Origin of the sequence: Chryseobacterium polytrichastri (assembly GCF_900142445.1) — a bacterium.
Taxonomy (GTDB): domain Bacteria; phylum Bacteroidota; class Bacteroidia; order Flavobacteriales; family Weeksellaceae; genus Chryseobacterium; species Chryseobacterium polytrichastri.
The window spans coordinates 1-16,341 of sequence record NZ_FRAV01000031.1; the positions used below are offsets into that span (position 1 = coordinate 1).

Annotated in this window: 16 protein-coding genes; 10 read left to right on the forward strand and 6 right to left on the reverse strand. The window is 32.9% G+C overall.

Translation table 11 applies throughout. The features are described from left to right. Window positions 1-211 precede the first annotated feature (211 nt). Together BUB80_RS17080 and BUB80_RS17085 are read right to left on the reverse strand one after the other, a co-directional pair. Complete coding sequence (locus BUB80_RS17080; RefSeq protein WP_034679055.1) at window positions 212-547, reverse strand: DUF3276 family protein; 336 nt, start codon at window positions 545-547, stop codon at window positions 212-214. Window positions 548-646: 99 nt separating this feature from the next. Beyond that, a complete protein-coding gene (locus BUB80_RS17085) occupies window positions 647-2,317 on the reverse strand; it encodes an ABC transporter ATP-binding protein (protein WP_054511517.1) in 1,671 nt (556 codons plus the stop codon). Window positions 2,318-2,407: 90 nt separating this feature from the next. On the opposite strand from BUB80_RS17085, the gene BUB80_RS17090 reads away from it, so the two are divergent. From BUB80_RS17090 to BUB80_RS17115, 6 genes are all read left to right on the forward strand, one after another. Further along, window positions 2,408-3,313, forward strand: a complete 906-nt coding sequence (locus BUB80_RS17090; protein WP_073295372.1) for a transcription antitermination protein NusB — start codon at window positions 2,408-2,410, stop codon at window positions 3,311-3,313. A 1-nt stretch (window position 3,314) separates the two neighbouring features. Continuing rightward, window positions 3,315-3,842, forward strand: coding sequence for a DUF1573 domain-containing protein (locus BUB80_RS17095; RefSeq protein ID WP_073295375.1), 528 nt, complete (start codon window positions 3,315-3,317; stop codon window positions 3,840-3,842). A 4-nt stretch (window positions 3,843-3,846) separates the two neighbouring features. Beyond that, window positions 3,847-4,221: a preprotein translocase subunit YajC gene (gene yajC, locus BUB80_RS17100; RefSeq protein ID WP_073295378.1), complete on the forward strand. Its 375-nt coding sequence runs from the start codon at window positions 3,847-3,849 to the stop codon at window positions 4,219-4,221. Between the two features lie 234 nt (window positions 4,222-4,455). Beyond that, window positions 4,456-5,190, forward strand: coding sequence for an SDR family NAD(P)-dependent oxidoreductase (locus BUB80_RS17105; RefSeq protein ID WP_073295380.1), 735 nt, complete (start codon window positions 4,456-4,458; stop codon window positions 5,188-5,190). 199 nt (window positions 5,191-5,389) lie between these two features. Then, a complete protein-coding gene (locus tag BUB80_RS17110; protein WP_073295383.1) occupies window positions 5,390-6,235 on the forward strand; it encodes a mechanosensitive ion channel family protein in 846 nt (281 codons plus the stop codon). A gap of 195 nt (window positions 6,236-6,430) precedes the next feature. Continuing rightward, window positions 6,431-7,201: a hypothetical protein gene (locus tag BUB80_RS17115; protein ID WP_139262758.1), complete on the forward strand. Its 771-nt coding sequence runs from the start codon at window positions 6,431-6,433 to the stop codon at window positions 7,199-7,201. A gap of 125 nt (window positions 7,202-7,326) precedes the next feature. Here the strand turns inward: BUB80_RS17115 and BUB80_RS17120 are convergent, their stop codons facing one another. Next, window positions 7,327-7,911: a hypothetical protein gene (locus BUB80_RS17120; protein WP_073295388.1), complete on the reverse strand. Its 585-nt coding sequence runs from the start codon at window positions 7,909-7,911 to the stop codon at window positions 7,327-7,329. A gap of 35 nt (window positions 7,912-7,946) precedes the next feature. Beyond that, window positions 7,947-9,701 carry an aspartate--tRNA ligase gene (gene aspS / locus BUB80_RS17125; RefSeq protein WP_073295391.1) on the reverse strand — a complete coding sequence of 585 codons (1,755 nt, stop codon included), beginning with the start codon at window positions 9,699-9,701 and terminating at the stop codon, window positions 7,947-7,949. Window positions 9,702-9,993: 292 nt separating this feature from the next. On the opposite strand from aspS, the gene BUB80_RS17130 reads away from it, so the two are divergent. Further along, window positions 9,994-11,388, forward strand: coding sequence for an MATE family efflux transporter (locus BUB80_RS17130; protein ID WP_073295394.1), 1,395 nt, complete (start codon window positions 9,994-9,996; stop codon window positions 11,386-11,388). Window positions 11,389-11,544: 156 nt separating this feature from the next. Further along, window positions 11,545-11,664 carry a 30S ribosomal protein THX gene (locus BUB80_RS17135; RefSeq protein ID WP_073295397.1) on the forward strand — a complete coding sequence of 40 codons (120 nt, stop codon included), beginning with the start codon at window positions 11,545-11,547 and terminating at the stop codon, window positions 11,662-11,664. A 59-nt stretch (window positions 11,665-11,723) separates the two neighbouring features. Here the strand turns inward: BUB80_RS17135 and BUB80_RS17140 are convergent, their stop codons facing one another. After that, window positions 11,724-12,383, reverse strand: coding sequence for a DUF937 domain-containing protein (locus tag BUB80_RS17140; RefSeq protein WP_073295400.1), 660 nt, complete (start codon window positions 12,381-12,383; stop codon window positions 11,724-11,726). 145 nt (window positions 12,384-12,528) lie between these two features. After that, the gene (locus BUB80_RS17145; protein WP_073295402.1) at window positions 12,529-13,038 is read right to left on the reverse strand and encodes a DUF2480 family protein; all 510 of its coding nucleotides are present in this window, start codon (window positions 13,036-13,038) and stop codon (window positions 12,529-12,531) included. A gap of 162 nt (window positions 13,039-13,200) precedes the next feature. On the opposite strand from BUB80_RS17145, the gene lpxB reads away from it, so the two are divergent. Both lpxB and BUB80_RS17155 read left to right on the forward strand, forming a co-directional pair. Further along, window positions 13,201-14,304: a lipid-A-disaccharide synthase gene (lpxB, locus tag BUB80_RS17150; RefSeq protein WP_073295405.1), complete on the forward strand. Its 1,104-nt coding sequence runs from the start codon at window positions 13,201-13,203 to the stop codon at window positions 14,302-14,304. Window positions 14,305-14,433: 129 nt separating this feature from the next. Further along, window positions 14,434-16,221 carry a ComEC/Rec2 family competence protein gene (locus BUB80_RS17155; RefSeq protein ID WP_228433872.1) on the forward strand — a complete coding sequence of 596 codons (1,788 nt, stop codon included), beginning with the start codon at window positions 14,434-14,436 and terminating at the stop codon, window positions 16,219-16,221. Window positions 16,222-16,341 lie beyond the last annotated feature (120 nt).

Here is a 16,341-nt window from a genome sequence, read left to right on the forward strand (position 1 = left end):
ATGTAGAATTTGGTTTTCTTCTTCAAATTTTACAATCTCAAAATATTCAATCAACAGTTCAGGTAAAAATAATTTAAGCAGTTCGGCATCATTTAGCATTATACAAAAATAGCATTTTTTATTTTCTCCCCAACTTTTGAGACTGATCCATATTGAGCATAAAAAAAGCATCTTTTTTCAGATGCTTGTGTTTTTAAGATATTGTTTTGGCTTAAACCTCGTCGTCAGAATCTATTGTGTAAGATTTGCTTTTGAAGTCCTTGTCATGCTTTTCTGATATTACATCCTCACCTTTTTCGTTAATGATGAAATCTGTGGATTCATTAAACATCTCCTGAAAACTTTTAAAATCCTCTTTGTAAAGATAAATTTTGTGTTTCTCGAATGTAGCCTCTCCATTCTCTCCGAAGTTCTTTTTGCTTTCGGTAATCGTAAGATAATAATCTCCTGCTTTCGTCTCGCGCACATCAAAGAAATAAGTTCTTCTTCCTGCTTTTAACACCTTCGTGAAAATTTCATTTTCATGGCGTTCCTTGTATTCACTCATTGTTAGATATTTTTTAATCTTGTTAAGAACAAATATAAAAGTTTTCTTTTAATCACAAAATTTTTTTTATGATTTATTTAACAATTCCGAACGAAATGGCTAAGCAGTTAAAGAATTGGTAATTTCGGTAAGATTAATAATTTTATCTGCTCTCTGAGCGCTAGACTCTCTGTGTGTGATAATTATGGACGTTGCGTTATGAATTTTTGTTTCTATATTTTCCAATATATTCTGTTCCGTTTCAGTATCCAAAGCAGACAGAGAATCATCGAAAATAATGATGTTTGGATCTTTAATTAAGGCTCTGGCAATACAAATCCTCTGCTTCTGGCCTCCCGAAAGCATTACACCACGCTCACCAACCAGTGTTTTATATTGATCTTTGAAGCCGGTAATGTTCTTATCTACATCAGCGATCTTGGCATATTCAACTACTTTTTCGTGGGAAGGGTTGTCTATTGCAAACCCAATATTAGTCTCAATAGAATCTGAAAACAGATAACTTTCCTGAGGAATATAGCCAATATAATTTCTGTAGTTGTCGAGGTTATGCTCTTTCAGGTTTTTACCATCAATTAAAATTTCACCTTCTGTAGGATCAATTAATCGGCAAAGAAGTAAGGCAATGGTAGATTTTCCACTTCCTGTCTTCCCCATTATAGCAAGAGATTGTCCGGCATCTATTTTAAAACTTAAATTATCTAAGGCTTTAATTCCGGTATTTGGATAAACGTAAGAAACATTTTTAAATTCAATATCTCCTTTAATAGGATAAACGTCGAAGTTTTCATTAACGATATCCGATTTTTTATCTAAGAACTCATTAATTCTCTGCATAGATGCTTCTGCTCTTTGGTTTACGGAAGTAACCCACCCAACCATAGAAAAAGGAAAAATCAAGGTGTTGATATACATGAAGAAATCGGCAATTTTACCGATGCTTAATTCTCCGTCAATATATTTTTGTCCGCCAATTAAAATAATAGCTACGTTCAATAATCCGATTACGAATAAAATAATAGTAAAGAAGTATGCTTCAGTTTTAGCTAAATCCAACGCTTTATCTTGATAGTCGGTTACTTTTACGCTGTAATTTTTCTTGATGTATTTTTCTTTTGCAAAAAACTTTACCACACGAATTCCCGAAAAGCTATCCTGAACAAAAGTGGAGATGGCAGACTGACTTTTCTGCATGATCTTCGACTTTTTATTAATAATGGAACTTACTTTATAGATTAGAAATGATAAAATAGGAAGTGGCAACAATGTCCAAAGAGTCATTGAAGCATCTGTTTTTACCATGTAAATACTTGTGATGAGTAATAAGACAATTAAGTTGGCCACATACATTACACCAGGTCCTAGGTACATTCTCACGGCTACTACATCTTCACTTAATCGGTTCATTAAATCTCCGATGGTTGTTTTTTTGTAGTCGGTAAGTGATAATTCCTGATAATGTTTGTAGATTTTATTTTTAAGCTCGTATTCAATTCTTCTTGAAGCTACAATAATAGTCTGTCTCATCATAAAGGTGAAAAACCCTGTTAGAAGTGAGCATCCAACAATAATGGCAACGTAAATTAAAACCTGTTTACTGAAACCAACATGGCCTTCTTTGGCAAAGCTGGCAAGGATATCAACAGACTTACCAACAAACTGTACCTTATAGATATTAAAGAAATTGCTGGCGATAATGAATAGTACCCCCCAAAACAATAATATTTTATGTTTCCAAAAATAAGGGTTTAGAGTTTTTAAAGCTTTCATAAAGTTTTACAAAATTACAAAAATACCATCACACTACGAATTTCATAAATTTTAAATTTCGTATCTTTGCACCCATAAAAAGCTCTTTGAATGTTAGGACGACGACAAATCCGTGAAAAAGTAGTAGAAAGTGTGTATTCTTACTACCAAAATCCAATAAAATTTGATGTTTTAGAGAAAAACATGTTCTCTGGAATAGAAAAAATCTATTATCTGTATATCTATGAACTCAACTTTTTAGTGGCGTTGAAAGATCTAGCAGAACATCAGATCGAAATCGGTAAGAATAAGTACATCAAAACCGATGCTAATACCAATCCTAATCAAAAATTCATCAGCAACCAGGTATTAATTAAGCTTGAAGAAAATCCTGAGAGATTATTTTTTACTGGTCAGCATAAACAATTGAAGTGGGATCTTCATGATGATTTATTGGTGAGAACTTTCCAAAGAATTACTGCAGGAAAGCGTTACCAGGATTTCATGAAAGAAGATGGGTATTCTTTTGAGGAAGATCAAAAATTTATTGGAAAATTATTTTTAAGATATATTGCTGAAAATGAAGATTTTCATGAATATCTTGGAGATAAAGAATTAACTTGGTATGATGATATTCATATTGCCAATTCAATGGTTCAAAAAACGATTGGTTTTCTAAAAGAAGATGAAGACAGTAGAACATTGATTAAAATGGTGAAAGATGATGAAGACAGAGATTTCGCAGGTAAATTGTTGAGAGACACACTGAACAACTGGGAAAGCAATGAGAAAAAGCTGAGCGAAAGATTAGAAAACTGGGATTTGGAAAGAGTTTCTTTAATGGACAAAGTTATTTTAACAACAGCAATTGCTGAGCTTGATAATTTTGCTTTTACCCCTTCAAGAGTAATTATTAATGAATATATAGAGATTGCTAAAGTATTTGCTACAGACAGATCAAATATTTTCATTAACGGAATTTTAGATAAATATTGTAAAGATCAAAATAGAATTTAACATGAAAAAGACGTTATCAATTATCGCTTTGTCTATTATAGGCCTTGGTTTAGTTTCTTGTAAAAAAGAAAATAAAGAAGTTCAGGGATCAGATGCTGTAGCAGTAGATTCTAGTGCTGCGAATAATTTGCCACCAGCTGATTCTTCGGCAGCTCATGTAGGGGAGGCAGCGGCTGCTCCAGCAGTAACAGCAACTCCGGCTCCATCTAACCAACCATTAACAACAGTTGCTTTATCTGAAAATAGCTTCGATTTTGGAAAAGTTAAAAAAGGAGATAAAGTAGAGCACGTATATGAAATTACAAACACTGGAAAGAATCCTTTGGTAATTTCTGAAGTGAAGCCTGGATGTGGATGTACAGTTCCTGATTTTACAAAAGAGCCTATCTTACCTGGCAAAAAAGGAAAAATTACGTTGCATTTTGATTCTTCAAGCTTTGACGGAAACGTAAGTAAGTATGCAGATGTTTTTGCTAACGTAGAGAAAGCGCCAATTAAATTAACATTTACAGCTAATATTCAACCATAATATAATGAATATACTAACAGTATTTTTACAAGCACCAGCTGGAGGTTCGTCTCCAATGATGTTGGTCATGATGGGAGTGATGTTTGTAGGGTTTTATTTCTTAATGATAAGACCACAACAAGCAAAGCAGAAAAAAGAAAAACTTTTTCAGGAGAATCTAAAAGTTGGAACTAGAGTAGTTCTTACTTCTGGTCTTCATGGAAGAATTGCTCAGGTTCAGGATGACGGTTTCGTTATTGAAACATTATCTGGGAAATTGAAATTCGAAAAAGCAGCAGTTTCTAGAGAATTTACAGAAACTCGTTTTGGAGAAAAAGCAGTAAAAGCAACTGATAAACCAGTTGAGAAAAAAGAAATCGAAACTACTGAAAATAAATAATTTTTAGTTTTTAAAATATTACGTTTCGGCGCGGTGAGCTTTGCTCACCGCGCTGATTCTTTTATAATAAGTATCTATTCATTTTGTTATTCCGCAGGAATCTAAACTCCTAAAAAATAATATATAGCTAGATCCTTCTAGGATGGCAAACATGGTGTTTAGTTTATGGACTAATAATTTGTGCTATTCGTGAAAAAATTTGTGAAATTTGTGTTTAAAAAATATCTTTACCCAATGAATCAAAACACAAACAAAACCGTTCTTATTCTGGGCGCAAACTCCGATGTAGCCAAGCAATGTATCATTCAATATCTTGAAAAAGGATTTTCAGTGATTGCAGCTTCCCGAAATACACAATCGCTTGAGGATTTTGTTACCAGTAATAATATAGACTCATCAAAAATTACGGTTTTATATTTTGATGCAGCCGATTTTGATTCACATCAAAAATTTTATAATGAACTTCCTATAAAACCTAATATTGCGGTGTATGCAGCCGGTTTTTTGGTTGATAACGAAAAGGCTCTGAGAGATTTTAAAGGCGCTCAACAAATGATGATTACCAATTATATGGGAGCCGTTTCTATTCTGAATATTATAGCAATGGATGAAGATAATAGGAATTTAGAAAGAATTATCGGACTGTCTTCGCTTTCAGGGGTGAGGGGCCGGAAAAGTAATTTTGTTTATGGAAGTACAAAAGCGGCATTTACTCAGTATTTAGCGGGATTAAGACAGGAGTTAGCATCTAGAAAAATAACCGTAAATGTTTTAGTGATTGGCTATATCAGGACAAAAATAAATGAAGGATTAGAGTTAAATGAATCTTTGATTATGGAGCCAGATTACGTAGCCAGATTTATTGTGAATGCAAAAAGCTCTTTTAGTATTGTTCCTAACTTTAAGTGGAAAATTATTTATCATATTTTAAAAGTTTTACCAGAAAGTCTCGTGGCTAAATTACCATAATATTTTTCGCTGTATTTCTATTTTTAACAATATCTTTTCATTGATTTTTCATAATCAGTTTATTTATCGTTTTCAGTGTTTTAGATTGATGTATGTTTCAGATTAATAATAGTTTACATACGTTCAGGTTTGGTGTTTTTTTTATTATTTTTAGGAGTTGATTACTATTTAATAGATCAATAATAAAATAAAAAAACAGATGAACGATTTAAAATTGAACAACATTGAACAGCAATGGGATACCTTCATGTATTCAGCTATTGCATGGGCACCCAAGATTATTTCAGCGGTGATTTCAGCAGTTCTTATATATTTTATAGGATCTTGGCTTATACGAATGGTCAATAGATTACTCGAAAAAGCTTTTACAAAGCGTAATATGGATGCTTCTTTACAGCTATTTCTTTTAAACATTATTAAGTGGGGACTCAATATCATGCTCTTTATTATTGTGGTAACACAACTGGGCGTACAGACTTCTGTATTTGTCGCAATAATAGGAGCAGCTGGTTTAGCGATAGGTTTGGCATTACAAGGCTCACTGACCAATTTTGCAGGCGGTATTATTATTTTATTGTTAAAACCATTTAAAATAGGCGATTTTATTTCGTCTAGTTCAGGAGTTTCGGGGACGGTAAGTGCAATAGATGTTTTTCATACAAGAATCATAACTCCACAAAATCAATTGATCATTATTCCTAATGGAGAGATTTCAAATAAGAGCATCACTAATTTTACACAATTAGGAACACGAAGAACATGGTTTGATATTGGAGTTTCTTATCATACAGACCTGAAAAAGGCAAAAGAAATATTATTAGAAGTTATTAACAATAATCAACATGCTCTTAAAAATCCTACGCCACAAGTTGTAGTAACTGAACTTAGGGATAGCACAATCAATTTATCTATAAGAGTTACGGCATCCAATGAAAATTTTTGGGCAATGAATGAAGAATTAACCATAGAATGTAAAGTAGCTCTAGACCGTGCCGGAATTGAAATCCCTTTTCCACAGCGAGATATTCATGTTTACAATAAATAAATGATTCTTATTACTTTTGAGACTCATTACCATTATTCCTGCGTTTGATTAATGCAGGGATTTTTTTAATATCTAAAATATTATGGAATTGATCAATTTCTTGCTAAAAACAACAATAAGTGAAAATATAGAAAATAAAGAGATCGTCAGGTACATTTATTATTTGTAATTTGTGCCAAAATAAAATATAACTTCATGAAAACAGTTTTTACTTTTGTATTGATACTTGGAATAAACATGTTCCTATCTGCTCAGAAGGTTGATTACAAAAATAATATCATTGCAGTGGATGGTAATAAAATAGGAAAAGTTGAAGTCCAGAAACAAAACTTTGGTCTTACTAAAAATTTCAATCTTTATTCGATAGATGGCGAAAAATTAATAATTGCTGTTTTGAGTACAGAATTTGAAGGTGATAAAAATGACAATACGAGTATGTATTATCGCTTTACTTTTTTACCTACAAATCAGGTTGGAATTTTCAAACTGTCAACATTAGGGATGGAGAAAGGTTTTGTAAACTTAATTGGCAAAGGAGGAATTATTGATGGAAATACACTCAATGCGAATAAAGTAACAGAGCTGATTGCTTCAAAAGGAGTGTCTCCAAGAACGGCTGTCAATTACACGTTGGTAGCTCGTAACAGGAATTGGCCAATTGAGTTGAGGGAAAACAAATCTATTGAGCAGGGAGAAACAATAGGTTTCTTTAATTATACAGGAAGTATGGGTAGTCAAGATGCCTATGAATTTTTTATTCCCGGTGGTATTATGGTGGCTAAAGTAAGTTTTGCAGGGGGAAATAATGCGCAGAATTTTGAATTGTTTACGGCTAGTGATAAAGTTCGAAGAGTAGTTCCAATTCCACAGAAAGATAAAGTAACTTCGCTTTCTTCAAGTATAGATCCTAATCTGCTTACACTCAAAAGGATTACGGCTTGGCTAGTGCAGAATAATTATCTGTAAATTAATTTTAAATGAATGACTTTAAATATAATGTGGAGAAAAACTTCTCCACTTTTTTATGCAGTTAAAATGATGTTTTCGTACTGATTTTTATCAATTCTTGTTTGGTCATTTTTTATCAAACATTATATTGTTTGAGCAGTTTCCATAATACCTAAATCTATCAAAAACTCCAAATCTATATAATAGTTATTGGGAATATATTTATCAAAGTAAACTTTTGTGGTGGAATGTTTTTGAAAAATTTCGTTTAAAGTAATCTTATCAATGTTTGTAAATGCTGTGAGGATTGGTAAAGATTTATCATAATTTTGAATTGTAATTTTGGTTTTTACGAATTCAATATCATTTTTATTATAGAAAATGTTAGCATAATCATTTTGATTTTTGCCGACACCAAAAACATAACTTTCTATCACAGCATGACTCAAATCTATATTTTTAAAGATTTTATGGCGTTTTATATCTTGAACCACAATGTCTTTATGAAAATTTTCCAGTGGAAAGCCTTTTTCGCTTTCGATAGTAGAACGAATATATAGGTAAATGGGAGCAACAATCAGAATTCCTATTACAAAATAGCCTCCTTTGAAATCCAGAGTATCACTGTGTTTTGAATAACCAATTCCGTGAAAAAGTGTAAATAAACCTATAAGCCAAAGAATGGCAATTGGTATTTCCCATGCTTTCCATTGATGTTTTTCTTTCATAATAAAAAAGCGGAGATTTTTTCTCCGCTCTAAATTTATGCTTTTAAATTCAATTGTAATTCCAATTCATCGAGCTGTGCTTCTGCAATAGCAGCTGGCGCATCGATCATTACATCTCGTCCTGAGTTATTTTTAGGGAATGCGATATAATCTCTGATTACCTCATTTCCATCAAGAATCGCCACCAAGCGGTCAAATCCGAATGCTAAACCACCATGAGGCGGAGCTCCGTATTTAAAGGCGTTCATTAAGAATCCAAACTGAGCTTCTGCTTCTTCTTTTGAGAATCCTAAAAGATCAAACATTCTTGATTGAAGATCTTTGTCAAAAATTCTGATAGAACCTCCACCGATTTCGTTTCCATTCAATACCATATCGTAAGCGTTGGCTCTTGCCTTTCCGGGATCTGTTTCCAATAAATGAATATCTTCAGGTTTTGGAGAGGTGAAAGGGTGGTGCATGGCATGGTAACGCCCGCTTTCTTCATCAAATTCCAATAACGGGAAGTCAACAACCCAAAGTGGTGCAAATACATCTCCTTTTCTTAATCCTAAACGGTTTCCAAGTTCCATTCTCAATGCAGAAAGCTGCGTTCTTACTTTGTGCTCGTTTCCAGAAAGGATTAACATTAAATCGCCTTCTTTCGCTCCAAACTTTTCGATGATCTTCGCTAAATCTTCTTCATTGTAAAATTTATTTACAGAAGAAGTTTTTACCCCATCATTTTGGAATTTAGCCCAAACCATTCCTGAAGCTCCAATTTGAGGACGTTTTACCCAATCAACTAATTCATCGATTTGCTTTCTTGTGTAGTCTGCGCAACCTTCAACATTGATTCCGACAACCAATTCAGCGTCATCAAATATTTTAAAATCCTTTCCTTTTACTAATTCGTTTAATTCTACGAACTCCATTCCGAAACGAATGTCCGGTTTGTCATTTCCATATTTCTGCATCGCATCGGCGAATGTCATTCTTGGGAAAGTTCCAAATTCCTGACCTGTAATATCTTTGATCAAAGTCTTAGTCATTCCTTCAAAAACATTCATCACATCTTCCTGCTCTACGAAAGCCATTTCGCAGTCGATTTGTGTAAATTCCGGCTGTCTGTCGGCTCTTAAATCCTCATCACGGAAACATTTCACGATTTGGAAATATTTATCCATTCCACCAACCATCAACAATTGTTTGAAAGTCTGTGGAGATTGTGGTAAGGCGTAAAACTGTCCCGGATTCATTCTGCTTGGTACAACGAAGTCTCTTGCTCCTTCCGGAGTAGATTTGATTAAAACTGGAGTTTCAACTTCGATAAATCCTTCGTCTGAAAGATAATTTCGTACTTTCTGCGCCATTTTGTGACGGAAGATCAATTTATCTCTTACCGGAGCTCTTCTGATATCCAGATAACGGTATTTCATTCTTAATTCTTCACCACCATCTGTTTCATCTTCAATAGTGAAAGGCGGAAGTTGAGATTCATTAAGAACTTCTAATTTTTCAACTAAAATTTCAATTTCTCCTGTTGGAATGTTTGGGTTTTTGCTTACTCTTTCGATTACTTTTCCTGTAACCTGAATTACGAATTCACGTCCCAATTTTTTTGCATTTTCCATCAATTCCGCTGAAGAGCGGTCTTGGTCGAAAACCAACTGAGTAATTCCGTAACGATCTCGAAGATCTATCCAAATCATAAATCCTTTATCACGAATGGTTTGTACCCATCCTGAAAGCGTAACTTCTTCATTAAGATTTTTCAGAGATAATTCTCCGTTTGTGTGCGATCGAAACATAATTATTTGTTTAAAGTTCAATGTTTAAGGCTCAAAGTTTTGAGTCTTTAATTTTCGTTTGCAAAGATAAGATTTTTGAAGGTTTTAAAAACAAAAAAACTTGTGAAAGGAAGTTTTGATTTATTATTGTAAAGTTGCAGTCAATGAAAGAAGATTCTATTCGATCAATATTCTTATGAATTTAGTTTTATCATACATTGCTGTGCGTTTTGTTTTTTATTATTGATAGACTGAGGAATATTAATTCTTAGTAAGCTTTGAATGTGTAATTTTGAAAGCATTCAAGAGAATCATGAAAAAATATTTAAATTTCTTAAAAAGAGCATTTAACGGTGAAGATGTAGATTATACCAAAATCAGTATCAGAAGTGCAGTGCTTCTTTTGGCAATTCCTATGATGTTGGAAATGGCAATGGAATCTGTTTTCGCATTGGTAGATCTGTATTTTGTAGGACACCTTAAAGAAAGTGGATATGCTATACAAACAGTGGGTTTAACAGAATCTGTTCTTTCTGTCATGTATTCTATCGCCATTGGGATGAGTATGGCAGCAACCGCTTTAGTCGCGAGAAGAATTGGGGAGAAGAATCCTGAACAAGCCTCGAGAAGCGCTGCACAGGTTTTATTTGTTTCTTTTATGGTGACTCTTATTCTGAGTGTATTTGGTGTGATTTATGCCGAAGAAATTTTGATTCTCATGGGATCTAAACCCGAAGCCGCAGCATACGGTAAAGATTTTACAAGACTCATGATGGGAAGTAGTGTTATCATCATGCTTTTGTTTTTAATTAATGGAATTTTCCGAGGAGCAGGAAATGCAGCAATCGCTATGAAAAGCTTATGGATAGCGAATATTGCTAACATTATATTGTGCCCTATTTTGATCAAGGGTTTCGGACCGATTCCTGCAATGGGATTAACAGGCGCTGCTCTGGCTACTACAATAGGAAGAAGTATTGGAGTTGTTTACCAATTATATCATCTCTTGGTTGCTGATACTCAAATTAGAATCAAATTACACTATTTTAAACCTGATCTTAAATTGATAAAATCTGTTGTAAAAATTGCAACACCCGGAATTTTTCAATTTGTGATTGCATCTTGTAGTTGGATATTTCTTGCTAAACTGGTTGCGACAACAGGAGAAGAAAATGCTTCAGCAGGATATCAAACAGCACTTAGATTAATGATGTTTTTTATCCTTCCGGCTTGGGGATTAAGTAATGCTGCTTCTACGTTGGTAGGACAAAATATGGGAGCTAATGAAATATTGAGAGCAGAGCAATCTGTAATGAAAACGGTAAAATATAATGTTGTTTTCATGCTTGTTGTGAGTCTGATCTTTTTCTTTTTGGGAGACTTCTTGGTAGGCTTTTTTACACAAGAAGCTGAGATTAAAAACTATGCAAAAAATGCGTTGCACATTATGAGCGTTGGATTTGTTTTTTATGGAATAGGAATGGTCATGATTAATTCTTTTAACGGAGCAGGAGATACATGGACGCCGACTTGGGTTAATTTCTTTGGGTTTTGGATGTTTCAGATTCCATTCGCTTATTTTCTTTCAGAATATCTGGAAATGGGACCAAAAGGCGTTTTTATTTCTATTCCGGCTGCAGAAACGCTAATAACAGTGGTTGCATTTATTTTATTTAAAAAAGGAAAGTGGAAAACAATTAAAGTCTGAGAAAATGTTGCGAAAGTTAGAAGCTTCCATTTACGTTCGAATAATAACTTCCAGCGTCCACCGATACTTAACATTATAAAAATTTTAACAAGCTAATGCTTTGAGGTCTCAATCTGATTGACTAAATTCGTATAAATCAACAAAATACTTTAATTTATGGGAAAAGGAGATAAGAAATCCAGAAGAGGAAAAATTAATAACGGAAGCTACGGAAAGAGAAGGCTTCGAAAAGCTTCAAAGTCATTTGCAGTTGTAGAAGAAAAATCTAAGAAGTAATGAAAATAAAAAATGCCGAAGATCAATTCTTCGGCATTTTTTGATATAATCAAATTAAACTATTTTCCAAAAAGACCTCCCAGGATATCTCCTAGTCCGCCACCTCCTTGTTGTTTCTGTTGGGTGTTTCCACCTCCAAGAACGCTTCCTAAAATATCATTTAGAGGATTTCCTGAAGATTGTGATTGTCCATTTCCAAGAACACTTCCTAAAATGTCATTCAATGGGCTAGAGCTTTGAGTTTGAGCTTGGTTAGAAGCATTTCCTAAAATTCCTCCCAGAAGATCTCCTAAACCTCCTGCACCAACATTGCTTTGTTGTTTTTCTTTCCCAATATATCCCATGATAACCGGAGCTAACATGGCCAAAATAGGCCCAATCTTATCAATTGAAATTCCTGTATTTTGTGATAATTGATTCTCCACATTTTCTTTGTCTCCCCCGAAAACATGACTTAGAATAGATCCTCCTTCAGATTGTCTTGCCTCTAATTGCGAAGAGTCATTTAAAATACTTCCATCATGGTCTTTATCTAATGCATTATTTAAAGATTCAGCTTCTTTAGCATCTTGAGATTTATTTCTAAGATAAGAAATAACCAATGGTGCTGCTACGGCTAGCAAAGCTATTACTTGGTTCTTACTGATGCCAAATTTATTCTCAGCTTGCTGTGCAACTTCGTTACCTGTGTTGCCTGTAAGTAAGTCAATTAAACTCATGTTTGTGTTTGTTTTATTATTAAGTAAACCAAAGTTATTGAAAAATATTCATCAATATTTTTTTTAAATTTAAAATTAGTATTAAAGTTGATGAAATTATTTAAGTGACTGATTAATAGGTTGTATATTTTTAATATATGAAAACTTAATTTTTCAGAATTGGGACATTCGAACACGCCTCTCCAAACATCAAAGATTTTACGATTGGTTGTAACTGTTCAACCAATTCTATATAAGCATTTTCAGGGATTTCTTTGTCGGAACAACCTTTTACCAAAACTCTCTTACCTCTCATTTCCTCAAAGTCGTAAGTCTGGACGGCGTTGTGCATTAAGATAACCTCAAGATCTTCAAGATTTCCGAATACTATTTTTTTTGCGACACTTGTAAGCTTAGCCGTTAATACAAAATAAGCCCAAAGAGGAACGATAGCATCTGCTGAATTGTAGATGTAAATATAAGTATCCTGATATTCTTCAGTATTGATTAATGCTACTTTTTCGCGGAAATCTTTTTCTTTCAATATCATTTCCATAAAAAGGAAGTCTTTAAGGTCAATTCCCTTTCTTATCCCTTTAGGAACCAGATCGGAAAGATCAAAATTTATCAAACCGCTTTCTGCAACTTTATTTCTGATTTCAAATTCTTCTGACATTTTTTATCATTATCTTTGAACAAATTTACAAATTAAGATCTTATAAAGCTCTAATTTGTTCTCTATCCTTGTCATAGAAACCTCCCATAATTAAAAATCATTCAATAAAAATAAAAGGAGGTCTTTGATGATTATAAAACAAATAAAAAGGTTTCAACAAAAATGAAATATTATATTATCGCAGGAGAGGCGTCTGGAGATTTACACGGAAGCAATTTAATGAAATCCTTAAAACAGAAAGATTCCAACGCAGAGTTTCGTTTTTGGGGTGGTGATCTGATGAAAGAGCAAGGGGGAATATTGGTGAAACATTACCGTGACCTTGCATTCATGGGATTCTTGGAAGTAGCAATGAACCTGAGGACGATCCTAAATAATATTAAAATTTGTAAAGAAGACATTAAGGCCCATCAACCAGATGTTTTAATTTTGGTTGATTATCCCGGTTTTAATTTAAGAATAGCAAAGTTTGCAAAAGAGCTCGGAATCAAAGTAATCTATTATATTTCTCCACAGCTTTGGGCTTGGAAAGAAGGGAGGGTAGAGATTATCAAAAAATATGTTGATGAAATGATGGTGATTCTTCCGTTCGAGGAAGACTTTTATAAAAAACACGGGGTTCATTCTCATTTTGTCGGCCATCCGTTATTGGATGCTATTTCGAGTTTGAAAGAAATTAATGCTGTTGATTTCAAGAAAGAACATGGTTTAAATGAAAAAGAAATCATAGCTCTTTTACCCGGTTCCAGAAAACAGGAAGTGGAAAAAATGCTTGAAATAATGCTTTCTGTGAGACCTCATTTTAAAGATTATCAATTCGTGATTGCTGGTGCGCCAAGTCTTCCGAAGGAGTTTTATCAGAAATATGTTGATGATAACGTTCATTTTGTTTCCAATAAAACCTATGATTTGTTAAGATGTTCAAAAGCAGCTTTGGTAACGTCTGGAACAGCGACGTTAGAAACGGCTTTGTTGAATGTTCCTGAAGTGGTTTGCTATCGAGGAAGTAAAATTTCTTATGCTATTGCCAAAAGATTGGTTAAAAATATCAAATATATTTCTTTGGTTAATTTGATTATGGATCGTGAGGTGGTGAAGGAATTGATTCAAAATGAACTGAACACTAAAAGTCTTGTTGAAGAATTAAATAAAGTTTTGGAAGGCGAGAAAAGGAATCAAGTTTTAAAAGACTACGAATTACTGCGAGAAAAATTAGGAGGAAGCGGAGCAAGTGATCATGCAGCCGATGTGATTTTAAAAGTTTAAAATATTGATTGAGTTATATATATCGTAGGAATTTTTTCTACGATTTTTTATTTTTAAGAGGAATCAGACCTTGCTTTGTAAATTCTGAACAATTGACGTGTTATTTTTATTTCAAATAAATATTTTTGAGTGGCACAAATATTTCGATTGAATAAACAACCACTTTTGATTCTGGTCACCTGTTTCATTCTTGGGATTTTTTTTCAAGATGAATTTCCTCTGGATGGAAATTTAATTTTTATCATCATAGGTATTTGCCTACTGATTTCAATTTCTATATTTTTCAGATCTTACTTTTTATTTAAGCTAAAGCCTTATATGCTGGGTTTTATGTTTTTCGGTGTAGGAGTTTCTCTTCATTTTTTCAACTCCTTTTCTTCTGAAAAAAGGATTGATTCTCAAAACCAAACGATTGTTTTTAAAATTTCTAAAAAACTGAATTCAACAGATAAATACAAAAAGTATGAAGTAATTGCTCAATCAGAAAAAGAAGATTTTAATTCTATTCTGTATGTTCCGAGAAATAGTAAAGAACTTGATTTTAAGCATTATTACAAGGCTAAGGTATATGTAACGCAACCGAAGTCTCCTCCTTATGATTTTCAATTTGATTATGCTAAATATTTACAACGAAAAAATATTGATTGTCAAAGTTATTTGTCAGATGGAATTTCTTCTGCTTTGAGAAATGATTTAAGTTGGAATGAAAACATTCTGCAGAAAAGGCTTGAAGTTCTTCAAAATATTGATCAATCTACAATGTCATCCCAAAGCCGAGAATTTTTAAAAGGAATTATTTTGGCAGACAGAACAGAAATAGATTCAGAAACTGTACAGGATTTTAATAGATCAGGGTTGATGCATTTCTTAGCAATATCAGGAACTCATATTGTGGTCATTTTCGGAGTGTTTTACTTTTTATGTATGTATTTCCTTCCTTTAAAATTGAGGAAATATGTAATTGTTTTAAGTTTGATGTTTATCTGGTTATTTGCTTTATTCATCGGGTTTGGAAACTCAGTGTTACGTTCTTGTATTATGTTGAGTGTGTATTTTATTTATGTTTTACTTCAAAGAAAATCAGATGTTTTACATTCATTGGCATTGTCTGCTTTTATTATTTTGATTCTGGATACCCAACAGATTTTTGATGTAGGATTTCAATTAAGCTTCATGGCTGTTCTTGGGATTTTCTGGTTGAATCAACCTATTTTGAAACACTTTCCAAAGCAAGATAATTACTTAAAAAAGATACTTTTCAATACAATATCAATTTCGGTTTCGGCACAATTGGCAACGCTTCCTTTGGTGTTATACTATTTCCATCAATTTTCCTTTATTTCAATTGTGGCGAATTTTATCATTGTTCCTTTTTCGGAGGTCATTATTGTCTTTTCATTTTTAATGACTGGTTTGATTGCTTTTAACATGGATTTTACTTTAATCAATGTTGTGTATGATTTTATCATTAGAATTTTGTTGAAAAGTATTCATTGGTTTGCTGATTTTGATTCAATTTTTTTTGAAAATATTTCAATGAATTTGATTGAGGTGCTGTTACTTTTCCTGGTCGTTTATCTGCTGAGATTTGCTATTTTAAAATTTAATTATAGGAATTCAGCACAGCTTGTAATGGCAGTTTTTGCGTTCTTAATTATTAGAATAGGTTGTAATACAATCGAATATCAAAATGAAGAAGTTTTAATTCATGACTTTGGTAAACATAAAGTACTTTCTGTAAGAAAAGGAAATGAAGTTTGTTTTTGGGTTGAAAATAATTTAAATATTGATAAGATTACTAAATATATTATTAATCCATACAAATCTTCAAGGAGATTACAAGCTGTTGAAGTGAAAATTTTTCCAACTTTAACACAAAAGGCGGTATATAAGGGTAAAGTTTACAATATAAATTAATTGTTACCAATTTTCGTTTTTCCTTTATTTATAATACTTTATAGCTTTATTTAGAAAGATTATAAACTGACTAATAGTGAGATTTCTCACTTTTGAGTATAGTTAACATTTCTTAATTTT